Consider the following 25,617-nt stretch of genomic DNA (forward strand, 5'->3'; position numbering starts at 1 on the left):
AAAAAGATATTTACAAAAAGTTAAAACTGTTCGGCAGATTAGCATAATTTGCTACTTTTTATATTTTTGTCGGACCTTAAAACAACCTTATGAATTTTAAAAGGACCAACAACATAGTTGGCTGGGTGATTTGCATCATAGCCTGCTCTGTTTACATTATGACTATGGAGGCCACGGGCAGCTTATGGGACTGCGGCGAGTTTATTTCCAGTGCGTACAAAGTACAAGTCCCCCACCCTCCCGGAGCACCCCTGTTCGTGTTGCTCGGAAGACTCTTCAGCATGTTCCTGAAACCCTCACAGGCGGCCCTGGGCGTAAATACCATGACTGCCCTCGCCAGTGGTTTCACCATCCTGTTCCTCTTCTGGACCATCACGCACTTCGCCCGTCGTCTAATGGTCAAAGCCGGTGAAGAAATCTCCCGTGAGAAAATGATCGCTATCATGGGCGCCGGTATCGTAGGGTCCCTCGCATATACCTTTTCTGATTCATTCTGGTTCTCCGCTGTGGAAGGTGAAGTATATGGTATGTCCTCCTTCTTCACCGCCATCGTGTTCTGGGCCATCCTCAAATGGGAACATGAGGCCGACGAACCTTATGCCGACAGATGGATCGTGTTGATCGCTTACCTCCTGGGCCTCTCCATCGGGGTGCACCTGCTCAACCTCCTCACCATCCCGGCCATCGTAATGGTGTACTACTTCAGAAGATTCAAACCTACTGCATGGGGCACTTTCTGGGCTTTCCTTATCGGCTGCGCTGTCACCGGTATGATCCAGAAATACCTGATCCAGGATACGGTAAAAGCCTCCGGTTATATGGACGTTATCTTCGTCAATAACCTCGGCATGGGCTACTTCTCCGGGTTTATCTTCTATTTCCTCGCTATCACCGTGGTACTCGCACTGGGTTACAGAAAAGCAAAACTCGGCCTGTATGCGCCGCTGATCGTTATTGCTTCTGTTATCCTGATACCGGCCTACAACGACACCAGCGGCGGCGTGGTATTCTTTAAAGTATTACTGGCTGCGTTCTTCCTGCTCATCCCTACGCTGATAAAAGCTTTCGGCATTAAACTGGACGCTGGAAAAACACTGCACTTCAGCCGGTTGACCATCCTCTTCATCCTCTTTACACTCCTCGGATACTCTACGTATATCACCACCATGGTACGTTCTACTTCCAATCCTTCTGTAGATATGTACAACGTGGACAACCCGATCTCCCTCGTAGGTTACCTCGGCCGCGAACAATATGGCGATTTCCCCCTGATCTATGGTCAGGTGTTCACCGCCCGCCCCGAACGGTATGAGGAAGGCGGCAACATCTACGCCCGCGGCACTAAAAAATACGTGGTGGCCGGCAAAAAAATGGAGCCTAAATACGCTTCCGATGATATGATGCTGTTCCCTCGCGTATGGGACGCCAGCAACGATCAGGGCCACGCGGACTTCTACCGCTCCTGGCTCGGACTGGAAGCCAACGAAAAACCTGGCTTCGGTGATAACATCAAGTTCTTCGTACAATACCAGATGAACTTCATGTATTTCCGCTACTTCATGTGGAACTTCGTTGGTAAACAAAACGATACCCAGGGCTATGGCAACGTTCGTGATGGTAACTGGATCTCCGGTATCCCCTTCATCGATAACCTGATCTACGGCGACCAAAGCATGATGCCGGACAGCCTGAAAGACAACAAAGCACACAACACGCTGTTCTTCCTGCCGTTCATCCTCGGTATCATCGGTTTCTTCTTCCAATACAACAATCATCGTAAAGATACCCTGGTAGTCGCCCTCCTGTTCTTCTTTACAGGTATCGCGATCGTACTGTACCTCAACCAGGCCGGTAACCAACCACGTGAACGTGACTACGCTTATGTAGGCTCTTTCTACGCTTTCGCTATCTGGATCGGTCTCGGGGTGCTCTCCGTATACAACTTCCTGAAAAAGAAAACCAAGAGCGCATTGGCTCCCACCCTCGCTACCGCCCTGTGCCTCCTGGCAGTACCGGTACTGATGGCCGCTCAGGAATGGGATGACCACGACCGCTCTACCAAATACATCGCCCGCGATATCGCGAAAGATTACCTCGAATCCTGCCAGCCTAACGCCATCCTCTTTACCGTAGGTGATAACGATACCTACCCGCTGTGGTATGCACAGGAAGTGGAAGGCATCCGTCCTGATATCAGGGTGATCAACCTCAGCCTCCTGGGTGTGGACTGGTACATCGATCAACAACGCAGAATGGTAAACCAAAGCCCGGCCGTACCTATGAGCTGGACACCAGACAAATACCAGGGCGAAAACCGCAACTACATCCGTTTCTTCGATCCGGGAAATATTCCGGCTGATAAATACTTCAACCTGAAAGACATCATGGACTTCATGGGAAGCGATGATGAACACAACAAGATAAACACACAGGACGGTGGCGCTGAAAACTTCCTGCCTACCCGCCAGCTGTTTATCCCGGTTAACAAGGAAGAAGTGCTCAAATACGGTGTTGTTGGCGCTAAAGAAGCAGATAAAATCCTGCCACAGGTGCCTATCAAAATCACCAAAAGCTACCTGCTGAAAAATGACCTGGCTGTTTACGATATCATCGCTACCAATAACTGGAAACGCCCGATCTATTTCACAAGCCCTACTGACCTCGGTCTGAATGATTACCTGCAAACTGATGGTCTGGCTTACCACCTGGTTCCGATGCCTAAACCAACAGCTACCGACCCGTTAGGTATGGACATCAACGCCAACGTAGGGGTAATGTATGAAAACCTGATGCACAAATTCGCTTTCGGTGGCGCTCAAACAGTAGGTACCTACTTCGATGAACCGAACCGCAAAATGCTGACTTACCTGCGTCAGTCCTACACCCGCCTCAGCGTGGCCATGACACAGGGCGGTGCTTCCAAAGACAGCGCCATCTCCGTGCTCACCTATATGGACAAAAACCTGAAGGAAGTAAACTTCCCGTATGCGATGACCACACCAGGTAACATGCACAACTATACGTCCCTGCAAACAGTGTACGCACACTACATTGCCGGTGATGTAAAACGCGCAGAAGAACTGAGCAGCCAGATCATCAAAGACTGCCAGCAGCAAATCCGCTACTACCAGTCCCTGCCTGCCAGCAGACTGACTTCCGACCTGCAACGTGACGGACAGACCGCTGAACAGTTCGTTCAATGGCTGGAACGTATGAAGGTGGATTTCGGCCCCGGTGGCCAACACGCCCGTGAAGGCATGCAAAACATCAATACCGGAGATTCCAACGCTGTTCCACAAGCAGCTCCCGATTCTTCCAAATAATCAAATAACGAAATACCAAAATTTCCAATAAACTTAAAGCCCCTCTGGCAACCGGATGATACCGGACCAGAGGGGCTTTAAGTTTATTGGAAAAACTAAATAATTACAGGTTGCTCACCATTGTTCTCCAGAAAGTAGCGCTTTCTTTTACTTCCGGTACGTTGGTGTCCCAGTTGTACTCATATTCTGCAGAGAAAAGACCTTTAAACTTCTGTGCTTTCAGTGTCTCCAGTACTTTGGGTATCTGGCAAACACCGTTGCCCCAGATCACGTCATGCCCTTTTTCAGATTTTTCATTCAGGTCCTTGAAGTGCAGGCTTACAATGTGGCCGTTCAGTTTCTTCAGGCATTCTACCGGATCGAGGCCGGAACGTACCCAGTGACCGATGTCCGCACAGGCGCCCATTAATTTGCTTCTGCCTTCGATGGCTTTCAGCACGGCTTCAGGGTTCCAGTAAGGACTTGGTTTCGGGTGGTCATGGATCGCCAGTTTGATGTTGTAGCGATCGCACAGGGAAGAGATCAGGTCCAGGTACTCCGGTTGCGGCTCACTGGTGATGCTCTGGATGCCCATCCTGTTGGCGAAGTCGAACAGCATGCGCCATTCCGCTTCAGAATTTGGCACTACCACGCCAAAAGCCATCAGCACCTTGTGTTTCTTTTTAAACAGCTCTTTTACCTTTTCCTGTTTGTCGGGAGACATATGGTAGTCCAGTTTGCCTTCAATTCCTCCGCCGATGGTCTGGCCCGGAAAGGCTTCCACGTACTGGATACCGCAGCTGTCCATTTTGTCCAGCGCTTCCGCCAGCGTAAAATGGTTGAATGTCCATGCCTGGGCACCCAGTTTCCAGCCCAATGCATCTGCCCTGGCCTGGCCTTTAGCAGACTGTGCAAACATTGCCACCGCTAAACCTCCCGCCAGCAGCCATGCATTTCTCAGTTTTTTCATATTGTTATTTTTTTGATGATTGAAAGTAATAGCTTTCAACGGAAAATACAAGAGTTCCGGTCATTTCTCCTCAAAAACCCCTACCACCGCCCTTTTCCGGGAGGCTTAACGGAATCATAAAACCCCGCACGGAAATGGAGTACCCATGGGAAATATTTTTTCGCTAATTTTAGTAACGAACTTTGATTTGACTTTTGTGCTATGAGAGGAATAACTTTTTCCCGGTTCACACCGGACGATGATACCCGATCTCCTTTCCAGAAGCTGCTGGACCTCTTCACCCAACTACTCACCTATACCAGCGGAGACGTTACAGAAGCCATGCAGTGGCTCACGGAACTGGATAAGGAATTTGGGTTGACCAACGATGAGTATGGCCTGGGCGACTTCATTCAGGAGCTGAAAGAAAAAGGATACCTGAAGGAAAACGAGGAAACCAGCAAAATAGAACTCACCTCCAAAACGGAACAAACTATCCGTAAAAATGCCCTGGAAGAGATCTTCGGAAAACTCAAAAAATCCACTGTCGGAAATCACAATATCCGGAAATCAGGCATGGGCGACGAGCTCAACGCGGAAACAAGGCCCTTCGAATTCGGCGACAGCATCGATCAGCTCGATGTGACCGCCTCTATCCGCAACGCCCAGATCAATCACGGTATCGACAGCTTCTCCATTCATCAGGATGACCTGGAAATCAAGGAAACTGATTACAAAACCCAGACTTCCACCGCCCTGATGATCGATATCTCCCACTCTATGATATTGTACGGAGAAGACAGGATCACGCCAGCCAAAAAAGTGGCCATGGCCCTTAGTGAACTCATCACTACCCGCTATCCGAAAGATACGCTGGACATCATTGTTTTTGGTAACGATGCCTGGCAGGTGGAGATCAAAGACCTTCCCTATCTGACAGTAGGCCCCTACCACACCAATACGGTGGCTGGCCTGGAACTGGCCATGGACCTGCTGCGGCGGCGCCGTAATCCCAACAAACAGATCTTCATGATCACCGACGGGAAACCTACCTGTCTGAAAATCGGGAAAGAATATTACAAAAACAGCTTCGGCCTGGACCGTAAAATCCTCAACCGGACACTCAACCTGGCCGCTCAATGCAAAAAACTGAAAATACCCATCACTACCTTCATGGTGGCCACAGATCCATGGCTGCAGAAATTCGTACAGGAGTTTACAGAAACCAACAACGGTAAAGCCTTTTTCTCCGGTACTGACAACCTGGGCCAGTTCCTGTTCTACGACTTCGAAAACGGGAAACGAAAATTATTCTAAAAACCGGCAAGGAATTGCGTAACTTTTAAACATGGACACGAGCATTAAGACGTTAGGTGAACTGAAAAAGAGTGGCTATCAACCCGTTTCAGTCAAAGAGGAAATCAGACGCAACCTGATCAAAAAACTGCAGAAAAAAGAAACTTCCTTCCCCGGCATTATTGGCTACGAAGATACGGTCATACCAGACACCGAAAGAGCCCTGCTCTCCCGGCACAATATCCTGTTCCTCGGTCTCCGCGGTCAGGCTAAAACCCGCATGGCGCGGCAGATGATAGACCTCCTCGATGAATACATTCCCATCGTGGAAGGCTCTGAAGTCAATGATGATCCGTTCCAGCCGCTGTCACGCTACGCGCGTGACCTCATCGCGGAAAAAGGCGATAAAACGCCTATCACCTGGCTGTCACGCGCAGACCGCTACGCCGAAAAGCTCGCCACGCCGGACGTGTCCGTGGCCGATCTGATCGGTGATATTGACCCGATCAAGGCAGCCAATCAAAAACTCAGCTATGCGGACGAACGCGCCATTCACTTTGGTATCATTCCCCGCTCCAACCGCGGCATCTTCGTCATCAACGAACTGCCCGACCTCCAGGCACGTATACAGGTAGCCCTGTTCAATATCCTCCAGGAAGGCGATATACAGATCCGTGGCTTCAAAGTAAGGATGCCACTGGATATCCTGTTTGTCTTCACCGCTAACCCGGAAGACTATACGAACCGCGGCTCTATCGTGACACCGCTGAAAGACAGGATCGAAAGCCAGATCATCACCCACTACCCGAAAAGCGTGGAAAACTCCCTGCTCATCACCGAACAGGAAGCCGATATCCATACCGACCAGGAAGCCCGTGTAGCCATCTCCGATATGGTGAAACGCCTTATAGAACAGGTAGCCTTTGAAGCGCGCAACAGCGAGTATGTAGACAAAAAAAGCGGCGTCTCCGCCCGTCTCACTATCGCTGCCTTTGAAAATGCTGTCAGCTCCGGAGAAAGACGCGCCATCATCAACAAGGAAAAAGAAACACACGTACGCATCGCCGACCTGATGTCCATTATTCCGGCCATCACCGGTAAAATAGAACTGGTGTACGAAGGTGAACAAGAAGGACCGTTACAGGTAGCGCACAACCTGCTCGACAAGTCCATCCGCACGCTCTTCGCCACCTACTTCCCCAATCCCGATTCCTTCAAGAAAAGGAAACAGGCCGTGCCCGTGGAAAACCCGTACCGCAGCGTTATCCAGTGGTTCGACAAAGGCAACTCCCTGCAACTGATGCAGGATATCAGCGACAAACAGTACGAAAACACCCTCAATAAAGTAGAAGGGCTGAGAGATATGGTGAAGGCCCGTTTCCCGCAGGCCAATAACCGCGAGGCCCTGTTGCTGATGGAATTCGTGCTGCATGGACTGGCATCCTATTCCCTCATCAGCAAAAAAGTGGGAGAAAATGATACCCGTTTCAGTGATCTGCTGGGCACCATGATGAACTTCAGCCTGAGCAACGACGATGATGAGGATAACAGCGACGAACCAGAATTCTGATCTTTATAAATAAGTCTGACGACAAAGGCTGGTCTTTCCTGACCAGCCTTTGTTATTTTTTATTATTTTGTTGAGATAAAATTCCACTTATGAAACACTCCAGAAGGGACTTCCTCCGTTCCGCGTCCGCCCTGGCGGGCGGCGCCGGCCTGGTGTCCATGCTGCCAGCCGGTTTACGGGCAGTAGCCCCGTCAGACCGTGTCCGCATCGCCGCCATCGGCATCAACGGGATGGGATGGTCCGACCTCACCGCCATGCTCAAACACCTCGCCGCACGGTGTGTGGCGCTATGCGATGCAGACCGCAACGTATTGGACAAACGCGTAGCCGAGCTTTCTCAACAAGGCATCAAGGTAAAAGCGTATAGTGATTACCGTAAGCTGCTCGAAGACAAGTCCATCGATGCCGTGATCATCGGCACACCGGACCACTGGCATTGCCTCCAGATGACAGACGCCTGCTCCGCCGGTAAAGACGTATACGTGGAAAAGCCGTTAGGCAATTCCATCATGGAATGCCGCGCCATGGTAGCCGCACAACAACGGCACCACCGCGCCGTACAGGTAGGCCAGTGGCAACGCAGCCAGCAGCATTTTAAAGATGCCATTGCCTTTGTGCATTCCGGCAAACTGGGACAGGTGCGCCTCGTAAAAGCATGGGCTTATATGGGCTGGATGAAGTCCATCCCGGTAGTTCCTGACAGCGCCCCTCCTGCCGGCGTAGACTATAAAGCCTGGCTCGGTCCCACCAAAGAGCGCCCTTTTAATGCCAACCGTTTCCATTTCAATTTCCGCTGGTACTGGGATTATGCCGGTGGCCTGATGACCGACTGGGGCGTGCATCTGCTCGACTATGCCCTGCTGGGCATGAAAGCAGAAACGCCCAAATCCGTGATGGCCGCCGGGGGCAAGTTTGCTTATCCCGACGATGCCGCAGAAACACCGGACACCCTCACCACCGTGTATGAATTCGATGGCTTCAATATTCAATGGGAGCAGGCACAGGGCATCAATGGCGGCCCGTACGGGCGTGACCATGGTATTGCCTTTATCGGCAATAACGGCACGCTGGTACTGGACCGCGGCGGATGGGAAGTGATCCCTGAAAAAGACAAAATGGAAGCCGTTCCCCGCCAGAAAGCGGTAGACAATGGTCTCACGCTGCATACGCAGAACTTCATCGATGTAGTCCGTTCACGCCGCCTCGATGATCTGCGCACGCCGGTGCAGGCAGGCGCGCATATCGCTACCGTGGCACAAATGGGGAACATCGCCTTCAGGACCGGGAAAAAATTATATTGGGACAAACACACAAAGCAGTTTACCGACAGCGACGCCAATCAAATGCTGGCTGCCGGATATCATAATGGGTACAAACTGCCGCCTATCGGCTGATATATGCGAAGGGGCCGGCGACGGCTCCTTCGCCCGCCACTGATCAGGAAGCTTTCTCCAGGCTCAGTGACAGGTATACCGCGCTGCTGATAGGGTTGTCGTAATAGGCAGCAATAGGCTGGAATCCCAGCGACGTATACAATTCAATCGCCGGACGCATATGCGCCAGCGTATCAAGCAGAATACGTTTATAGCCCAGGTTACGGCTCTCTTCAATCGCCTCAGCTGCCAATGCTTTGCCTACACCATGGCCTTTGAAAGCGTCTTTTACAAAAAGGCGTTTCATTTCGGCGGTCGTGTTGTCAAAAGGACGGATAGCCACGCATCCTGCCACCTGGCCATCTACTTTGGCCAGTAAAAGGGCGCCGCTGGGGGCGGAATACGCACCTGGCAACTCGGCCATCTCGTCTTCAAACCGTTGAAAGCTAAGGTCAACATTTAACCAGTTGGCATATTCTCTGAAAAGTAGCTTTACCTGTTCGAGGCTTCCGGTATCTGCTGCGGTTACTTTAGTGATCTCTGTCATCGCCACACTTTTAGAATTATCGGGAAAGTGCAAAAGCCTTCCGGAATAGGGCGTTCCTATCTCTCTGACTGGTTTCCGGGAACACCCCCAAACTTTTGCGGGATAAGCAATTTACGACATTTTCATACGTAAACGATCAAACAAAAAATTAATTTTCAGAGAAAAAATAATGACTGGATAAGAAACAAAACATGGTAAAACAATGGTATAACAAACGGCCACCAATACCCGCCTTTCAATACTTTTCCAACAGCACAAAATGCCCTAAAAGCAGCCATGGGCAATAAAAAAAGCCGCTACAAGAGCGGCTTCTTACTATCCCATCTGAGGTTCCGAGCGGATTCGAACCGCTGTACGAGGTTTTGCAGACCTCTGCCTAGCCACTCGGCCACGGAACCGTACAATCCGACTTAAACACTTGCTGATGCTTGCCTTCAGCGGGCGTCCCCGTCGTTTTGTGGGATTGCAAAAGTAGCAAATTTCTGATAACCACCAAATATTATTTAAAAAATATCTAAAAAAATATTTTGATAATTATACAGAACGTGGGAATATTGAGGTGCCAACAAGGAATGTTGAATTAAAAATTAATAACATGGAGAATAAACGTATTGCTGAATCTGAGCTTATTATCAACAGCCGTGGAGCGGTATATCACCTGGATGTAAGACCGGAAGAACTGGCCCACACCATCATCACCGTAGGCGACCCGGACCGTGTTCCAACTGTGACCAAACATTTCGACAAAATAGAACACAAATCGCAACACCGCGAATTTGTTACCCATACCGGTTATATCGGAAATAAAAGATTGTCTGTCGTATCTACCGGCATCGGTACAGATAACATCGATATCGTGCTCAATGAACTGGATGCTCTCGTCAATATCGACTTTCAGACACGCCTCGTGAAAGACCAGCTGACTTCCCTGCAAGTCATCCGCCTCGGCACTTCCGGCGCATTGCAGGACAGCATTCCGGTAGACAGCTTCGTGGTTTCTTCCCATGGCCTTGGCCTCGATAACCTCATGGCCTACTATGCTTTTGAAAATACAACCGCAGAAAAACAACTGCTGGAAGCTTTCCGCGGCCAGGTAGCACTGCAACCCGGCGGCGCCAATCCCTGCCTCTTCGCCGCCGGCGAAGACCTGCGCCAACGCTTCACCGACGGATTTCATACAGGCATCACCGTTACCTGCCCGGGCTTCTATGCCCCACAGGGACGCATGCTGAGAGGACCGCTATCAAACCCGAACCTGATCGACAACCTCACGGGCTTCTCTTATGAAGGGCACCGCATCACCAACTTCGAGATGGAAACATCTGCCATCTATGGTATGGGCTGCGTACTGGGCCACCAATGCCTGTCCATCAGCGCTATTGTGGCCAACCGTATCCGCCAGGAATTCACGAAAGACGGCGCCGCCGCTGTGGAAGCATTGATACAGAAAGGTCTCGGTATCATTGCGGGGTTATAAAAATCCATTCCGCATCGCATATATTCGTCCCTTTCCGGCATCCCAGGGCTGAAGCCCTGGGCTAAGATGTTATTCAAGCTTTTGGTGGATGCAGGTTCCATCATTTGTGGCATTCATCTACAATGTAGTATGAAAAGGCTTAAAGCCGCCGGCTATGGACACCGGCCCGTAAAACAAGCCTGAAGAACATCTTAGCCCAGGGCTTCAGCCCTGGGACAACATGAATGACGCCGGAATGCCATGATTAATACAGGGATTAACGCCATAATTGACACCCCGATTGATAGCCGGGATTGATGCCGGGATTATCAATTTCCCGTTAATATTTTTTCCCCCGGGCCGCAGCCCGGGGAAACCAAATACATTCTTTTCTATCTTTGCCTTATGCAACAGATCCATTTCTATAAATACCAGGGTACCGGCAACGATTTCGTTATCATGGACAACCGGCAAGGGCAGTATGACTGGCTCACCAACGAACAGGTGAACGAACTGTGCGACCGCCGTTTCGGCATCGGTGCCGACGGCCTGATGCTCCTCAACAAAAGTGAAGACTACGACTTCGCCATGAAATATTATAACTCCGATGGCCGCGAAAGTTCTATGTGTGGCAACGGAGGCCGCTGCCTCGCTGCTTTTGCCAATAAAATGGGCGTGGGTGACGGCAACCTGTATTTTATCGCGGTAGATGGCGAACATGAAGCCACCATGGACGGCGAGAACTGGGTCAACCTGAAAATGCAGGACGTGGACTTTGTGGAACAAGGCCCGCTGCATTATTATCTCAACACCGGCTCCCCGCATTTTGTAAAATATGTGGATGATGTACAAGCTGTAGATGTATTTGATGAAGGCCGCCAGATACGCTACAATGAACGTTTTGCGTCAGAAGGCACCAATGTCAACTTCGTGCAGCCTTTCGAAAACGGTATCTTCGTACGTACCTACGAAAGAGGAGTGGAAGATGAAACCTACTCCTGCGGAACCGGCGTCACTGCCGCCGCTATTACCTTCGCCGGAAAAGAAGAGAAAGAATATGTAGTCCCCGTTCAAACACTCGGCGGACAACTGGAAGTACGCTTTACCCGTACCGGAGAACGCGCCTTTTCCAACATCTGGCTCTGTGGCCCCGCCACCCTGGTGTTTGAAGGACAAATAACCATTGGTTGATAACGCTTTTTTACCCCTGCAGATGATCCAATACTTCAAAAACATAGATTCCAAGACAGTGGCTATCCAGGCGCCTGAAAACGACGCCTGGGTAAACATCACCCCTCCGCTGAAACAAGCTGAGTTTGAACAGCTCTCCGAAGCACTGGACATACCGCTGGACTTCCTGACCGACTCGCTCGATATCGACGAAAAATCACGCTACGAGCTGGAAAACAATGTAAAACTCATCGTTATCAAAACACCCACGGAGAACAACTCCATCAATGAAAGCGATGCCTATTACATCACCATCCCGATCGTGATCATCCTCACGCATAATCAGATCCTGACGGTCAACTCCTTTGATAACGCGGCCATCAAAAGGTTCCTGGACACTTTCCATAACCGCTCTCCTGAAAAAAGGAACATGATGGTGCTGAAAATCTTTGAGAAAGTGGTGGTCAACTTCCTCGATTACCTCAAAGAAATCAACCAACGCAGAAACATGCTGGAAGCTAAACTCTACGACTCCAACAGGAATGAAGAGCTGCTCGCCATCATGCGTATCCAGAAAAGTCTCGTTTACTTCGTCACCGCCCTCCGCAGCAACGAACTGCTGCTGATGAAACTGGAAAGGACCAACTTCCTCGGCCTCAATGAAGATGAAAAGGAATTCCTGCATGACCTGATCGTAGACACCTCCCAGGCGCTTGAAATGGCCAATATCTACACCAACATCCTCAGCAGCACCATGGACGCTTTCGCCAGTATCATCTCCAACAACCTGAACGTGGTGATGAAAAGGCTGACCTCCATTACGATCATCCTTACTTTTCCCATGCTGGTGGCCAGTATCTACGGTATGAACGTAGAACTTCCCTATCAGCACAGCATACACGCTTTTTACATACCTATTATCCTCTCTATCGTGATTTCCGTGATCATTAGCATGTATTTCATGAAAAGGAAGTGGTTTTAGGCCTGTAATCTGCGTCAGATTAGTCTTTATTCCCCTATACGCACCTATGCCTGTACGCATCATCTATTGCTTCACCCTGATTATATGGGTGATCTGTCAACCACTCACCAGCGCTGCCCAGAAAGAGGGCAACATCTGGTATTTCGGCGACTACGCCGGACTGGATTTTAATACCCTTCCTCCCAAACTGCTGCTGGACGGTAAGCTGAAGACCCGTGAGGGAGTAGCCACCGTGTCCGATGCCAACGGTAAACTGCTTTTCTATACGGAAGGAACAATGATATGGGATGCATCCCACAACGTGATGCCCAATGGCTATGGCCTTATGGGCAACTACACCGCCAGCCAGTCGGCCATCGCGGTCCCCTACCCCGGCCACCCCGGACAATACTATGTTTTCACATCTGCTGAAGGTACTGGCATGCGCAGTTCGCTGGTAGATATGTCGTTGCATAATGGCCTGGGAGACATTGTCCCCACTGCCAAAAATATCTCCCTTATCCCCGACTACCTCAGCACGGAAAAGGTCATGGCCACCAAACACTGTAACAACACGGATTTCTGGGTCATCTCCCACTCCAAAGGCGATAATAAATTCTATGTATGGCCACTCACTGCTGCGGGCCTTGGCACACCGCAGTTTTACAACATTGGACAAATCATCAAGGATGACACTGGCTGGGAAACCATCGGCTGCCTGAAAGTATCGCCGGACGGGCAATGGCTCACCCATGTAAAAGGCAACACCGCCACATCCACCACCTCCACCACGGAAATTTTCAAGTTCGACAACCAGACCGGCGCCATTACAGGCCCCGTGGCGGCACTGACCGGACTAAATCAGGGCTACGGCATGGAGTACGCCCCCGGCGGTAAACTGATTTATGTGACCGCCACCAATGGCCGCGATCTCTACCAGTACGATCTTACCGCTACGGACATCAACGCGTCGAGGGTCCTGATCAGCCACTCTCCCACCATCAACTACGGATCACTCCAACTGGCGCCCGACGGGCAGATATATGTGGCCGGAGAAGCAGGTTACGACAGACCAGCCGATGGCATCAGTATCATTCACAATCCCGACGTACCCGGACTGGCCTGCAACTTCCAGGAAAATGCCCTGAGCGTACGTCCCTCCGGCGCCAAACTGGGCCTGCCCACCCTGATGAGCAGCTATGTGTACGACGCCAACAGTTTTACGGTGAAAGATACCTGCCTGAATGCTGTTACACAGTTTACGCCCAATAGCACCGCCAATATCATTACTATCAGCTGGGATTTCGGAGACGGTCAGACTTCCACCGCCACACAGCCCACGCATACTTATGCCCTGGCTGGCACTTATACCGTGACCCTGAAAACAACAGGCCCCTGTCATAACAATACCGTCAGCCGTGTGATTCATATCCTACAGCCCGATCTTCGCAGCGAAACGGTCAGCCTGTGCAACAACAATTCCTATAAGTTGCCCGACGGACGTGTAGTGCAGACTGCCGGCGTTTACACCAGCAACCTGAAAAACAAAGCCGGCTGCGATAGTATCATCACCACCACCATTACACTGAATCAGCCTTATTCCATCGATGTAGATACCAGCGTCTGCTCCAACATCGTTTTCAAATTACCCGATGGCCGGCAAGTCAACACCAGCGGCGACTATACGAGTAAATTCACTACTCGTTTTGGTTGTGACAGTACGATCCATACACATCTTACTGTACTAAAAGCCTACGCTATAGCTGAAACCCAGCAGCTGTGCAATGGCGCCTACTATACGCTCCCCGATGGCCGCCCTGTAAATACTACTGGCGTCTACACCTCATCGCTCCGGACGACCGCCGGTTGCGACAGTATTATCACCACTACCATACTGGCCAATCAGTCATACAACGTAAGTGTAGATACCGGTATCTGCAAAAACGCATCTATCCTGCTTCCGGACGGGAAACTGGTAACAGCCGCCGGAGACTATACAACAGTGTTGACATCGCAGTATGGTTGTGATAGCATCATCCTTACACATGTCGTGGACTATCCTGATTATCATATTAATAAAACAGCCAGCATCTGCAACGGAGATAGTTATCTGCTGCCCGATGGCCGCCGTGTAGCAGTGTCTGGTATATATACCTCCAACTTACAGACCCAACGGCATTGCGACAGTATTATCATTACTACCCTTACCGTATGGGACACCTATGCTGTGACGGAAGATAAAATACACTGTCCCGGTACGCCTTACCGCTTGCCCGACAACAAGGTGGTTACCCAGGCGGGTACCTATATCTCCCGGTTGCAGTCCGTTCATGGCTGCGACAGCATTATCACGACTGTCCTGACTGATGCTCCTGCTTATCAGTTCAACGATACGCAGGAAATCTGCAATGGTGCTTCTGTTCGTTTGCAGGATGGCACCATGGTCACGCAGGCCGGCGATTACACCGTTCGCTATACCACCTGGCTGGGCTGCGACAGCGTTTTTCATACCAAAGTGAATGTGAAATACGCACCGGTGATTAACCTGGGGCCGGACACTTGTCTGTTTGATAACAAACCTATTGTCTTCTCACCCGGGACAGGGTTTGACAGCTACCTGTGGCAGGATGGCTCTACGCGCGCTGTTTTCACCGCTTATCAGGCCGGCCGTTATGAGGTAACCGTTAAAAACAAGTGCGGCTCCTCAACGTCCTGGGTCACTGTAACAGAATGTTCCCCGGAATTATTCCTGCCGAATGCCTTCTCTCCCAATGGAGACGGGAAAAACGATATTTTCAGAATTCTTAATTATCACGGTCAGCAGCTGATGGAATTCAGCATTTATAATCGCTGGGGAGAATGTATATTTCAGACAACAGATCCTAAAAGAGGCTGGAATGGTACGTTCCACGGGCAATTACAGCCGGTGGGATCCTATGTCTATCAAGTCCGTTATCGTAACATGCTGGGCCAGGAAATGCAGCTGAAGGGTACTGTGGCCCTGTTATTGTAGCGTATTCTTACTTTATTCTGTTATATTTACACCCGGATTAAAATTATAACCTGATCTCCGCCCATGGCAGCTCTGTTAAAAAATATCATACGAAAAGCCAAAGCGCTGAGTGGCTACAACGCCATGAAAGCCGCCTCTGCTGAAAAGAAACTGATAAAATCGCTTCAAGATACGACTGACTGGAAACTGGTCATCGGTGCCAGTTCTGTGTTTGAACAGGGATGGATTCCTACGGAAGTAGACCAGTTCAACCTGCTGGACCCTGACTCCTGGAACAAATACATTCCCAACGCTTCGGTGTCCGTTTTCCTGGCTGAGCACGTGTGGGAACACCTCACCTACGAACAGGGCCTCACCGGTGCACGTACCTGCTACCGTTATCTTAAACCAGGCGGCTACCTGCGTATAGCCGTTCCCGATGGTTTCCATCCGGATGCCGATTATATCAACAACGTAAAACCTGGCGGCGCTGGCTGGGGCGCAGACGACCATAAAGTCCTCTACACCTACAAACTCATGAGCCAACTGCTGACGGAAGCCGGCTTTAAAGTGAAGCTGCTGGAGTATTACGACGAAAACGGTGAATTCCATTTTAATGAATGGAACAAATCTGAAGGCATGATACACCGCTCTATCCGTTACGACGAAAGAAATATCGACGGCAAGCCTGTCTACACTTCTATCATCATCGACGCTGTTAAGTAAGCATATGCAAACAGGATTCAACGTACGTGTTTACGGCATTATGATCAATGACCGTAAACAGGTACTGGTAACAGACGAATATATCCGTGGTGGTTACTATACCAAATTCCCAGGTGGCGGGCTCGAATTCGGGGAAGGCACACTGGAATGTATGGTACGGGAATGGCAAGAGGAACTGGCACAGGATGTTCGCGTGGTAGAACATATCTATACCACCGATTTTTTTCAGATCTCCGCATTCGACAACGAAACACAGATCATCTCCATCTATTATCTGGTGGAACCATTATCTCCCTTTACCGCACAAACACTCAACAAACCATTTGATTTCAAGGTGCCGGAAGGGGTATCTGAAGTAGAATATGCACGCTGGATCAACTGGGAGGACTTTTCAGCCGAAGCCGTTACCCTCCCAATCGATAAAGTAGTGGCAGACATGGTGAAAGCACGCTATTAGTCGTGCGGCACCACGTCCATTACCGGCATTTCCTCCTTGCCCATAGCGGCCGCCTTCATACGGGCAGCCGTATCATGGCCCAGGTAACGCACAATACGGTGTTCCAGTAAATAAATCAGCGGAGTTAACGCTACCGCCACTACGAATTTATAACTGTAGTTAACCATACAGATCGCCAGCACACGCTGCCAGCTCCAGTCCTTACCCACTTTAAACGCAATAAACAATACGATAAAACTGTCTACCAGCTGTGATACAATGGTAGACCCGGTAGCGCGTAACCATACATGTTTTTCACCGGTACGTTTTTTTATCCGGTGAAACACGGTCACATCCACGATCTGGCTTATCAGGAAAGCCGACAGGCTGCCCAGGATGATCCACATACCCTGTCCGAAAATCCCGACAAACGCTTTCTGCATGTCCGGTACACCTTCAGCACTGCTGCTGCCTATCCACCAGCTGTCAGCCGGTACCCGCATCGCCACAAAAAACATCAGGAACGCATAGGAAATCAGCGCTACCGCCGTATAAGAGATACGACGCACCGCTGTTGGCCCATAAAACTCATTCACAATGTCTGTCATCACAAACTCCAGTGGCCATAGTAACACACCCGCAGTCAGGGTATAGGACAAACCACTCTCCCCAAACAGGGAGAACGTATGTACGGGCAGTCCGAATAAGCGTTCCAGTGAAAACAATTTGCCACCGATACATTCCGCTATCAGCGCATTGGCTACAAAAAAGCTGGCAAATATGACAAAAAGCCGTGTAGGCTTATCATTTAATAGTTGCTTGACCATTTAATAAGAGACTATAAGTTGAAATATTAAAATACCTACATTACACAGGAATAACCACGGCGGTAACTGTTTCCACTGTATTTTTTTCAACATCAGCAATACCGCGGTGATCAGGCACACGACCAGGTTCAGGGGAAACGCCACACCCACGCCCAATACCAGCACATGTTCCACCACTACGTCCAGTCTGTGGTCATATGCGGTGATCCGGAGCAACTGCCCCAAAATAAAGCACAGGTTGCAGATAAATGCAAATTTTAACACAAATCGAATCCAACGCATATTGAAATTTCGGATAAATTACAGTTATTTTTGTTCCTTTAAAACTAAATACAAGATATCCGATGAAGCAAAACTGGCTAAAAGCCATTCTTCCGCATCTGGCAGCAATTGGCATCTTTATATTGCTGGCAACGGTTTACTGCTCTCCTGTATTGGAAGGCAAGATAGTAAACCAGAGCGACATGATGAACGTAAACGGAATGGCCAAAGAGGCGAGGGACTTTTATGAAGCGACAGGTGAAGCCCCCTTGTGGACTAACAGCATGTTCTCCGGGATGCCGTCCTATGTGATCTACACCGGCCCCGGCAAAAACGCGCTCACCCTCGTGAACAAAATCGTTCCCCTCGGCCTGCCCTCCCCTGTTAACATGCTGTTTCTCGCTATGATCAGCATGTACCTCCTCGCCTGTATCCTGGACTTTAAATACTGGATACGGATCATGGGCGCCATCGCTTTTGCCTTCTGTTCCTATAACGTGATCCTGATCGATGTAGGACACATCACCAAGATGTACGACATCGCGCTGATGCCCGCTGTACTGGCCGGTATCATCCTCACCTACCGCGGACGCCTGATCGGCGGCTTTGGCCTCACCGCCCTTGCCACCGGCCTGCTTATCTACAACAACCACCTCCAGATGATCTACTATACACTGATCATGATACTCATACTGGTAGTGGGCGCATTCATCCATGCGTATAAAACACAGACCATACCGCAGTTCTTCAAAGCCTCCGTACTACTGGCCATCGCCGGCGTATTGGGTGTACTGCCTGCCGCAGACAACCTGCTGCCTGTAAAAGAATACACCGACTATACCATGCGCGGCAGCAAGTCTGAACTGACATTGGGTAAAGAAGATGCGAAAGAAAATAAATCCACCGGTCTCGATAAAGACTATGCTTTCGAATGGAGCTACGGCATCCCGGAATCCTTTACCTTCATGATTCCTGGCTATGTGGGCAACTCCTCCGGCCAGAAACTGGGCACCGGCTCCCACGTGTATGAACAAATGGTAAGCCTCGGCGCTCCGGCTGCCCAGGTGGAACAATACATGGAACAGATGAAATTCCCGCTGTACTACGGTGCACAGGAAAGAGGTACTTCCGGCCCTGTATACGTAGGCGCCATCATCTGCTTCCTCTTCATCCTCTCCCTGCTGGTAGTGGACAGCTGGCAAAAATGGTGGCTGCTGGCCGTTACCCTCGTAGGCTTTATCCTCGCATGGGGTAAAAACCTCGGCTTTATCAACGACTTCCTCTTCTATCACCTGCCGTTATACAATAAATTCAGAGCCCCGGCCCAGGCGCTGGTACTGCCTTCGCTCACATTTGTGATACTGGCCTGCTGGGCATTGCAGGAAGTAGCCAACGGCAAACACAGCAAAGACGTACTGCTGAAAAAACTGAAACAGGCCATCTACATCACCGGTGGTATCATCGTCGTGATCGGTATCCTCGGCAGCATGTTCATGAACTTCAGCGGCCATAGCGACGAAACCATGCTGGGCTACTTTGCTCAAATGCTGGGTGGCAAAGAAAATGCGCAACTGATGGTCCGCGCACTGGAAAAAGACCGTAGCTCCCTGCTGCTGAAAGACAGCATCCGCTCACTGGTGTTTATCCTGATTGCCGCCGGCGCTATCTGGGCCTACCTGAAAGATAAACTGAAATGGCAACCTGCTGCACTGATCATCGTTGCAGCGGTAGCGATAGACCTGGTACAGGTAGACCGTAACTACCTCGGTAAAGACAGCTACGTGGATGAATCAGCGATGAATGCACCATTCCAGCCATCTGCCGCTGATCTGCAAATCAAACAGGACCCGGACCCATACTATCGTGTGTTCAATCTCACCTCCGATCCGTTTAATGACGCCATCCCGTCTTACTTCCACAAAAATATCGGTGGCTACAGCCCTGCCAAACTGTGGATCTACCAGGACCTGATCACCCATCAGATCTCCAAGAACAACATAGGCGTACTCAACATGCTCAACACGAAATACTTTATTGTCCCGGACCAGAAAAGCGGTCAACCTGTAGCGCAACGCAACCCGGACGCTAACGGTAACGCATGGTTTGTAAAAGGTATCGTATGGGCGCCTGATGCTAATACGGAAATGAAAACGCTGGATTACCTGCATACAAAAGATTCCGCTGTAGTGGATAAACGTTTTGCGAAAGAACTCGGCGCTAACTATCAGCCTGCCGCTACAGACAGCAACGCTGCCATCAAACTCACCAAATACAGTCTCAACAGCCTGGAATACACATCCAGCAACTCACAGGAAGGCCTCGGCGTATTCTCCGAGATCTACTACCCCGCTGGCTGGAACGCTTATATCGATGGTAAAAAGACAGATATTGTACGGGTGGACTACGCGCTGCGTGGCCTGAAAATACCGGCTGGCCAACATAAAATCGACCTGAAATTCGAGCCGGCTACTTTCTACACAGCCCAGAAAATTTCATCCGTTACCTCCATCATATTGGTGCTGGTGGTAATTGGTTCATTTATATGGGAGATCATCGGTGCAGGTAAAAAGGAAGAAAAAACCGCCGTATAAAATTCGGCATAACATAACAAAAAAGGGCAGGTCCAAACGGCCTGCCCTTTTTTGTTTATTCCCAGGGCTGAAGCCCTGGGCCAAGATGTTTTTTTAGGCTTTTAAGGATGCTGTATCCATAAATTGTGGTATTCCTCTACAATGTAACACAGGAAGGTTTAATGTGGTCAGCTATAGGCACTGGCCATTGAAACACGCCTGAATGACATCTTAGCCCAGGGCTTCAGCCCTGGGAACACGGAATATCAATTAATATTTTTTCGAGAAGATATACCTTATCCCTATAAACAAGTGATGCGTGAAATTAGGTATATGACCGTAATACCGGCTCAATATCTTGTAACGCTCCTTCCACGCCAGCTGCTGCCGTTGTTTGGAAGTGCCGCCCACCCTGAATTTTGACACGATGATGTGCGTATTGCAAATATTACGGGAGGCTTTTAATGTTCTGATCATCCAGTCAATGTCCGCACATACTTTGTACTGAAGGTCATAAGGAGGGCTCAACTTCCTGCGTATGATATACGCCTGATGAGACACCACCATGCCATGTTTCAGGCTTTTCCAGTTGAGCTGCGCCGGCACCTGGTGCGGCGTTTGTTCAGACCGCAGGCCCAGTTCATTCCCCTGTTCATCGATGAACATCGCTTCTCCGTAATACACATCCGCATCCGGACAGGTGTGCATCATTTTTTCTATCACCGTATTATCTGCGAGGACATCGTCTGCATTGAGGAACAACAGATATTCGCCGGTAGCCAGCTGCATACCCTTGTTCATGGCATCATACAGACCGTTGTCTTTCTCTGACACCACCCGCGCGATCTGAGAGCGGTACGGCGCTATCACCTCCAGCGTATTGTCTTTCGAGGCACCATCTACAATGATATACTCGATATGCGGGTACGTTTGCGCCAGCACACTTTTGATGGTGCTTTCAATAAATCTGCCCGCATTGTAACATACGGTAATAATACTGACAACCGCCGATGATCGTTTATCCGTCACAGTTATAGACTTTAGAATTTATTGATCACTTCCACTACTTTTTCAATATCTGCTGTAGTATGGCAGTAGGAACATGGCAGGCTCAGGGTGGTACGGTGTATCTCTTCTGAGATCGGGTACGAATCACCATCAATAATGCCTTTCATGGCTTTCTGCTGATGCGGCGGTAACGGATAATGGATATCTGTCTTTACGCCGTTGTCCAGCAGGAACTGTTTCAGTTCGTCCCGGCGTTCATGGCGGATATTATAGATATGGTACACATCAAAATAATCAGGATGCACCACCGGTTTGATAAAATCATTTTTCAGTCCCTGATGATAGATATCGGCCAGTTTCCGTTTATGTTCGGTGATCTGTGCCAAGTATTTGAACTTCACGCTCAGGAAAGCAGCCTGCACTTCATCCAGGCGGGAATTGTAGCCTACTACCTCATTGTAATATTTTACATCAGAGCCATAGTTGCGCAGCCGGCGGATGGCAGTGGCCAGCTCATCATCATTACAGAGAACAGCGCCGGCATCGCCCAGGGCGCCGAGATTTTTGGTCGGATAAAAGCTGAATGCGCCAAACTCCCCGAAAGTACCAGTCAGCTGCCCTTTGAAAGTGGCGGCATGTGATTGCGCACAGTCTTCTATCAGCACCAGGTTGTGTTTTTCCTTGATGGCCATGATCTTGTCCATCTCGCAGCTTTTGCCGTACAGGTGTACCACCATTATGGCACGGGTACGGGGCGTGATCGCTGCGGGAATCTTCTCCGGATCAATATTGTACGTGTTGATATCCGGCTCCACCAGCACGGGTTTCAGTCCGCACTGTGCGATAGACAGGATAGTAGCGAAATACGTATTGGAAGGCACGATCACTTCATCGCCAGGGGCAAAATTGAACGCCCGCAGGCTCAGGATCAGCGCATCGAGGCCGTTGGCCAGCCCGAGGCAATGTTTTACACCGTGATATTGTGCGTAGGCGGATTCAAAATCCTTTACTTTATTGCCCAGTATATACCAGCCGCTTTCCAGCGTATCGTTGAAAGCTGCCTTGAATTCGTCAAAGAAAGGCTTGTTCAGTAAGCCCAGGTTCTCATAATCGATCATAACCTATCAGTTGTCATAAGGTTCGTAAATATAATCCGCCGCGTCGAAAGGAGTGGACGCCATGACCAGCAATACTGCATCGGGCGTAAAGTGGTGCATGGTATGCCAGTCTTCCGGTTCCAGTATCAGGCATTTGTTGGGATGGTCAAGCACGAAGTCGGTCTGCTCTCCTTTGCCACTGTTGTTAGACACGATACAGCTGCCATGCACGCAGATGGCCGCCTGAATAGTATTATGATGGCGGTGGCCTCCCCTTACGGAATCATCCACGCCATAGATATAAAAGATCCTTTTGATAGAGAAAGGGATCTGTTTTTCGATGACGGTAAGGTTCCCCCGTTTATCACTGTGTGTTGTCAGATTGATGATATGTGCCATACGTTGTATTTAAATCCCGGATTCCTTCAGTGGATATATATGATAAACATTTCTGAGTTTACGCCAGATGGTGACCAACGTGGCTTTCAGGCCTGACGGCCGTGGTCTGGAGCCATGCGGGTCGAAAGACGGATCTACCGCCTGTATTCTTCGCTTGCATGCTTCCAGTTCCAGGATATATGGTTCATAGAACAGCTTTTTTACGGCCGGCGTGATAATACGCCTGCCCAGTTCTATGGTATTATCGGTAAAATACTTCAGGTAATGGAAATGATAAAATATCGGATCAAATTCCTTTCCGGTACTGATTTCGCGGCAACGCAGCCGGTCCCCGTTTTTAAATACGTCGTACTGCTGGATATTCCAGAGGGCAAGGCCTCCGCCCAGGTTTTCCATCACCCATACGTTCAGGAAGCGGGAAGGCCAGTCGTCCAGGTATTTCTGGTCACCGAACTTACCATCTTCATGCCGGTCGTAGCACCAGTCGAGACAGGCATTAACCCACCACTGCAAAGCTTCCATGCCCCAGCGGTTGTTGCGGAAAGTGATGTACTGTACGCAATACTTGCCGCTTAACTTACTTTTATCGTACCGGGGCGTATAACGATGCTCGGTGATCATCACGGAATGGTTACCCATCTCCTCCATCAGCACATGGGGATCGTTATAAAAAAGCAGGTCCGCATCGATGTAAGTACAATGCGGCAACTGAAATTGTTGAATACAATACAAAATGGTGGAAGAGCTACAGGTCCAGCAGTATTCCGCCCGGTTGCGGGTAGGTTTTATCTTCAGCAGCTCCGGGTCCTCAAATTCTGCCAGTGAAATCACCGTCAGGTGTGGCAGCGCCATCTTCCGTAATACAGACAGACATTTGTCGTCAAAAGCAAAAACGTACAGGTGGAAATCGGAACATACAGCCGCCAGCGAAGTGTACATGGCCAGCCCACGGGACAAATAATTGCTGTCGAACAGTGTACAGTAATATAATGTAGTATCTCTTTCGTTCATAATCAGGTTTTATTCCTTCTCCGTTTCCAGGATAATGGTTTTGCGGAACCATCCGGGAAACAGGCCTCCAAGCGCATCAATCAGCCCAAAGCCCGCCGACACATATAGCTTCCTTTTCATGTGCAGCCCGCCTACGGCCTGCAGCAGTTCATTAAAATCGCGTACAGACAGCTGGTGAATATGGCCGGTATTGTACCACCGGTAGCCAAACAGCATCCGGGTGGGCATTCTGCCATTAACGAGCATGTCCAGGCGGTTCATAAAGTAGGCAAAGTTAGGAAATGAGATGATCTGACGGCGGGAAACCCGCTTCATTTCTGCCAATAACTTCTCCGGGTACATCACCATCTGGATAGTTACATTGCATACCGCCACATCAAATTCATTATCTCCATAGGGCAACGTTTCATCGATACGCCCCACCATCACCTCCAGTCCTTTCTGCCGGCATATCTCTACACCGGATTCAGAAAGCTCCATGCCTTTACAGCGACATTGCGCCTCCTGTTGCATAGCCTCGATCAGCAAACCATTGCCGCAGCCCAGGTCCAATACCTTGTTTCCTTTGTCCAGTAAACTGATGATCTTACTGTATTCTGGTCTTCTGTTGACTGGAATTCCCGAATAGTCATAATTCCGGTTGTCATTGCGCATGAATGTGATATTTTGATCGTTGGAAGCCGAAAATCAGTGCTACAGCCAAATCGCCACCACTTAATGTTGCCCGGGACTTTAGTCCTGGGACCGTTATCTGTTTTTGATAAATCGTTTGATCTTTTGAACAAGGCCCAATTTGGTGGACCTAAAGTAGTCCTCAAAGGCTGCTGTACCCTGCACACTGGCCTCCAGGGGCAATTTCTGCAGTTGTATCGGCGTAGGTGACAATACCACTTCATACTTCTCGGTATCAGCCTCATCCATGTGCGTGGCCGATTCGTCGCCCCCAATATTCTGCACCAGGGAACGGGACGGGTACAAAGTCAGCATATTTTTCAAAAATGCGGAAGCATTCCAGCGGATAGCCCAGGAGTCATTCTGGCCGCTGATCTGCTTGCGCAGCATTTTCATATAATTATAGGTGTTATTAAAATCAAACGCCCTGCTCTCCCCTTTCAACCGGATGGCGTCGTACAGCTTCTGCCCATCGGGCTCAAACTGCTTCCAGGCACGGGCCCAGGTGGCCCATCCCCAGCAGTCGGCCCCACGGATAAAAAACGTTTCCGGCATCTTCTCCAACAGCGGATAAAGATATCCGTGGATAGAGGCTACCTGCGGGTCATCTTTATACAGGTCCAGCCCTTCGTTCATATACCGGAGGAAATAAGGGGACAATACCAGGTCATCTTCCACGATGATCGCTTTACCGTGTTTTTCAATGACTTCTGTCACTCCGGTGATCACAGATTTGGCCAGTCCATAGTTCTGTACCCGCTCGGCAATATGTACCGTGCCGCACCATTTACGGCTGCGGATCACCTCCCGGGTGGCGGCAATCTGCTGCAATGTTTCTGCAGTAGCTCCTTCTTTTGGCCCATCCGCAAAAACATACAACTCACTCTCCGCCGCTTCCGGATTGAGCGCCAGGCTCTCCAGGGCCTTCCTGGTGATCTCCGGCCGCTTAAATGCGAAAAAAATAATCGGTGCTAATGTAGACATACGCTATTGA

21 protein-coding genes and 1 tRNA gene are annotated in these 25,617 nt (G+C 49.8%); 11 read left to right on the plus strand and 11 right to left on the minus strand.

Translation table 11 applies throughout. The annotated features are described in order from the left end of the window. Nucleotides 1–89 precede the first annotated feature (89 nt). Complete coding sequence (locus HHL17_RS24785; RefSeq protein WP_169227537.1) at nucleotides 90–3,323, plus strand: glycosyltransferase family 117 protein; 3,234 nt, start codon at nucleotides 90–92, stop codon at nucleotides 3,321–3,323. 103 nt (nucleotides 3,324–3,426) lie between these two features. On the opposite strand, the gene HHL17_RS24790 is transcribed toward HHL17_RS24785, so the two are convergent. Next, nucleotides 3,427–4,272 (minus strand): sugar phosphate isomerase/epimerase family protein, encoded by an 846-nt coding sequence (locus HHL17_RS24790; protein ID WP_169227538.1) that lies wholly within the window; start codon nucleotides 4,270–4,272, stop codon nucleotides 3,427–3,429. 201 nt (nucleotides 4,273–4,473) lie between these two features. On the opposite strand from HHL17_RS24790, the gene HHL17_RS24795 reads away from it, so the two are divergent. The 3 genes from HHL17_RS24795 (at nucleotide 4,474) to HHL17_RS24805 (ending at nucleotide 8,511) form a co-directional block, all read left to right on the plus strand. After that, the gene (locus tag HHL17_RS24795; protein WP_169227539.1) at nucleotides 4,474–5,568 is read left to right on the plus strand and encodes a vWA domain-containing protein; all 1,095 of its coding nucleotides are present in this window, start codon (nucleotides 4,474–4,476) and stop codon (nucleotides 5,566–5,568) included. A gap of 31 nt (nucleotides 5,569–5,599) precedes the next feature. Beyond that, nucleotides 5,600–7,117 carry a sigma 54-interacting transcriptional regulator gene (locus tag HHL17_RS24800; protein WP_169227540.1) on the plus strand — a complete coding sequence of 506 codons (1,518 nt, stop codon included), beginning with the start codon at nucleotides 5,600–5,602 and terminating at the stop codon, nucleotides 7,115–7,117. An 89-nt stretch (nucleotides 7,118–7,206) separates the two neighbouring features. Then, nucleotides 7,207–8,511, plus strand: coding sequence for a Gfo/Idh/MocA family protein (locus HHL17_RS24805; protein WP_169227541.1), 1,305 nt, complete (start codon nucleotides 7,207–7,209; stop codon nucleotides 8,509–8,511). A gap of 43 nt (nucleotides 8,512–8,554) precedes the next feature. On the opposite strand, the gene HHL17_RS24810 is transcribed toward HHL17_RS24805, so the two are convergent. Continuing rightward, nucleotides 8,555–9,037 (minus strand): GNAT family N-acetyltransferase, encoded by a 483-nt coding sequence (locus HHL17_RS24810; RefSeq protein ID WP_169227542.1) that lies wholly within the window; start codon nucleotides 9,035–9,037, stop codon nucleotides 8,555–8,557. Between the two features lie 327 nt (nucleotides 9,038–9,364). Further along, a tRNA-Cys gene (locus HHL17_RS24815) sits at nucleotides 9,365–9,435 on the minus strand. 197 nt (nucleotides 9,436–9,632) lie between these two features. On the opposite strand from HHL17_RS24815, the gene HHL17_RS24820 reads away from it, so the two are divergent. From HHL17_RS24820 to HHL17_RS24845, 6 genes are all read left to right on the plus strand, one after another. Further along, a complete protein-coding gene (locus tag HHL17_RS24820; RefSeq protein WP_169227543.1) occupies nucleotides 9,633–10,514 on the plus strand; it encodes a nucleoside phosphorylase in 882 nt (293 codons plus the stop codon). 384 nt (nucleotides 10,515–10,898) lie between these two features. Further along, nucleotides 10,899–11,684 (plus strand): diaminopimelate epimerase, encoded by a 786-nt coding sequence (gene dapF / locus HHL17_RS24825; protein ID WP_169227544.1) that lies wholly within the window; start codon nucleotides 10,899–10,901, stop codon nucleotides 11,682–11,684. A 22-nt stretch (nucleotides 11,685–11,706) separates the two neighbouring features. Next, nucleotides 11,707–12,645: a magnesium transporter CorA family protein gene (locus HHL17_RS24830; RefSeq protein WP_169227545.1), complete on the plus strand. Its 939-nt coding sequence runs from the start codon at nucleotides 11,707–11,709 to the stop codon at nucleotides 12,643–12,645. Nucleotides 12,646–12,691: 46 nt separating this feature from the next. Further along, nucleotides 12,692–15,637: a T9SS type B sorting domain-containing protein gene (locus HHL17_RS24835; RefSeq protein WP_169227546.1), complete on the plus strand. Its 2,946-nt coding sequence runs from the start codon at nucleotides 12,692–12,694 to the stop codon at nucleotides 15,635–15,637. Between the two features lie 63 nt (nucleotides 15,638–15,700). After that, nucleotides 15,701–16,342, plus strand: coding sequence for a class I SAM-dependent methyltransferase (locus HHL17_RS24840; RefSeq protein ID WP_206156167.1), 642 nt, complete (start codon nucleotides 15,701–15,703; stop codon nucleotides 16,340–16,342). Between the two features lie 4 nt (nucleotides 16,343–16,346). Then, nucleotides 16,347–16,799, plus strand: coding sequence for an NUDIX domain-containing protein (locus tag HHL17_RS24845; protein ID WP_169227547.1), 453 nt, complete (start codon nucleotides 16,347–16,349; stop codon nucleotides 16,797–16,799). Here the strand turns inward: HHL17_RS24845 and HHL17_RS24850 are convergent. Both HHL17_RS24850 and HHL17_RS24855 read right to left on the minus strand, forming a co-directional pair. Continuing rightward, on the minus strand, nucleotides 16,796–17,605 hold the full coding sequence (locus HHL17_RS24850) for a queuosine precursor transporter (RefSeq protein ID WP_169227548.1): 810 nt from the start codon (nucleotides 17,603–17,605) through the stop codon (nucleotides 16,796–16,798). The genes HHL17_RS24845 and HHL17_RS24850 overlap by 4 nt on opposite strands. Then, complete coding sequence (locus tag HHL17_RS24855) at nucleotides 17,606–17,887, minus strand: hypothetical protein (RefSeq protein WP_169227549.1); 282 nt, start codon at nucleotides 17,885–17,887, stop codon at nucleotides 17,606–17,608. 62 nt (nucleotides 17,888–17,949) lie between these two features. Here HHL17_RS24855 and HHL17_RS24860 point away from each other — a divergent pair, with 62 nt between their 5' ends. Next, nucleotides 17,950–20,457, plus strand: coding sequence for a YfhO family protein (locus tag HHL17_RS24860; RefSeq protein ID WP_169227550.1), 2,508 nt, complete (start codon nucleotides 17,950–17,952; stop codon nucleotides 20,455–20,457). Between the two features lie 249 nt (nucleotides 20,458–20,706). Here the strand turns inward: HHL17_RS24860 and HHL17_RS24865 are convergent, their stop codons facing one another. The 6 genes from HHL17_RS24865 to HHL17_RS24890 form a co-directional block, all read right to left on the minus strand. Then, nucleotides 20,707–21,465: a glycosyltransferase family 2 protein gene (locus tag HHL17_RS24865; RefSeq protein ID WP_169227551.1), complete on the minus strand. Its 759-nt coding sequence runs from the start codon at nucleotides 21,463–21,465 to the stop codon at nucleotides 20,707–20,709. Between the two features lie 11 nt (nucleotides 21,466–21,476). Beyond that, the gene (locus HHL17_RS24870; protein ID WP_169227552.1) at nucleotides 21,477–22,562 is read right to left on the minus strand and encodes a DegT/DnrJ/EryC1/StrS family aminotransferase; all 1,086 of its coding nucleotides are present in this window, start codon (nucleotides 22,560–22,562) and stop codon (nucleotides 21,477–21,479) included. Nucleotides 22,563–22,568: 6 nt separating this feature from the next. Continuing rightward, a complete protein-coding gene (locus HHL17_RS24875) occupies nucleotides 22,569–22,940 on the minus strand; it encodes a sugar 3,4-ketoisomerase (protein WP_169227553.1) in 372 nt (123 codons plus the stop codon). A 9-nt stretch (nucleotides 22,941–22,949) separates the two neighbouring features. Further along, the gene (locus HHL17_RS24880; protein ID WP_169227554.1) at nucleotides 22,950–23,951 is read right to left on the minus strand and encodes a glycosyl transferase; all 1,002 of its coding nucleotides are present in this window, start codon (nucleotides 23,949–23,951) and stop codon (nucleotides 22,950–22,952) included. A 9-nt stretch (nucleotides 23,952–23,960) separates the two neighbouring features. Continuing rightward, nucleotides 23,961–24,605: a methionine biosynthesis protein MetW gene (locus HHL17_RS24885; protein ID WP_169227555.1), complete on the minus strand. Its 645-nt coding sequence runs from the start codon at nucleotides 24,603–24,605 to the stop codon at nucleotides 23,961–23,963. A gap of 93 nt (nucleotides 24,606–24,698) precedes the next feature. After that, nucleotides 24,699–25,607 (minus strand): glycosyltransferase family protein, encoded by a 909-nt coding sequence (locus HHL17_RS24890; RefSeq protein ID WP_169227556.1) that lies wholly within the window; start codon nucleotides 25,605–25,607, stop codon nucleotides 24,699–24,701. Between the last annotated feature and the right edge of the window lie 10 nt (nucleotides 25,608–25,617).

Source organism: Chitinophaga fulva (assembly GCF_012927205.1).
Taxonomy (GTDB): domain Bacteria; phylum Bacteroidota; class Bacteroidia; order Chitinophagales; family Chitinophagaceae; genus Chitinophaga; species Chitinophaga fulva.

What these genes read in the sequence shown, in the direction of transcription:
- HHL17_RS24785 (WP_169227537.1), top strand. Translation starts at nt 90, where the DNA reads ATGAATTTTAAAAGGACCAACAACATAGTTGGCTGGGTGATTTGCATC.
- HHL17_RS24790 (WP_169227538.1), bottom strand. Translation starts at nt 4,272, where the DNA reads ATGAAAAAACTGAGAAATGCATGGCTGCTGGCGGGAGGTTTAGCGGTG.
- HHL17_RS24795 (WP_169227539.1), top strand. Translation starts at nt 4,474, where the DNA reads ATGAGAGGAATAACTTTTTCCCGGTTCACACCGGACGATGATACCCGA.
- HHL17_RS24800 (WP_169227540.1), top strand. Translation starts at nt 5,600, where the DNA reads ATGGACACGAGCATTAAGACGTTAGGTGAACTGAAAAAGAGTGGCTAT.
- HHL17_RS24805 (WP_169227541.1), top strand. Translation starts at nt 7,207, where the DNA reads ATGAAACACTCCAGAAGGGACTTCCTCCGTTCCGCGTCCGCCCTGGCG.
- HHL17_RS24810 (WP_169227542.1), bottom strand. Translation starts at nt 9,037, where the DNA reads ATGACAGAGATCACTAAAGTAACCGCAGCAGATACCGGAAGCCTCGAA.
- HHL17_RS24820 (WP_169227543.1), top strand. Translation starts at nt 9,633, where the DNA reads ATGGAGAATAAACGTATTGCTGAATCTGAGCTTATTATCAACAGCCGT.
- dapF (WP_169227544.1), top strand. Translation starts at nt 10,899, where the DNA reads ATGCAACAGATCCATTTCTATAAATACCAGGGTACCGGCAACGATTTC.
- HHL17_RS24830 (WP_169227545.1), top strand. Translation starts at nt 11,707, where the DNA reads ATGATCCAATACTTCAAAAACATAGATTCCAAGACAGTGGCTATCCAG.
- HHL17_RS24835 (WP_169227546.1), top strand. Translation starts at nt 12,692, where the DNA reads ATGCCTGTACGCATCATCTATTGCTTCACCCTGATTATATGGGTGATC.
- HHL17_RS24840 (WP_206156167.1), top strand. Translation starts at nt 15,701, where the DNA reads ATGGCAGCTCTGTTAAAAAATATCATACGAAAAGCCAAAGCGCTGAGT.
- HHL17_RS24845 (WP_169227547.1), top strand. Translation starts at nt 16,347, where the DNA reads ATGCAAACAGGATTCAACGTACGTGTTTACGGCATTATGATCAATGAC.
- HHL17_RS24850 (WP_169227548.1), bottom strand. Translation starts at nt 17,605, where the DNA reads ATGGTCAAGCAACTATTAAATGATAAGCCTACACGGCTTTTTGTCATA.
- HHL17_RS24855 (WP_169227549.1), bottom strand. Translation starts at nt 17,887, where the DNA reads ATGCGTTGGATTCGATTTGTGTTAAAATTTGCATTTATCTGCAACCTG.
- HHL17_RS24860 (WP_169227550.1), top strand. Translation starts at nt 17,950, where the DNA reads ATGAAGCAAAACTGGCTAAAAGCCATTCTTCCGCATCTGGCAGCAATT.
- HHL17_RS24870 (WP_169227552.1), bottom strand. Translation starts at nt 22,562, where the DNA reads ATGATCGATTATGAGAACCTGGGCTTACTGAACAAGCCTTTCTTTGAC.
- HHL17_RS24875 (WP_169227553.1), bottom strand. Translation starts at nt 22,940, where the DNA reads ATGGCACATATCATCAATCTGACAACACACAGTGATAAACGGGGGAAC.
- HHL17_RS24880 (WP_169227554.1), bottom strand. Translation starts at nt 23,951, where the DNA reads ATGAACGAAAGAGATACTACATTATATTACTGTACACTGTTCGACAGC.
- HHL17_RS24885 (WP_169227555.1), bottom strand. Translation starts at nt 24,605, where the DNA reads ATGCGCAATGACAACCGGAATTATGACTATTCGGGAATTCCAGTCAAC.
- HHL17_RS24890 (WP_169227556.1), bottom strand. Translation starts at nt 25,607, where the DNA reads ATGTCTACATTAGCACCGATTATTTTTTTCGCATTTAAGCGGCCGGAG.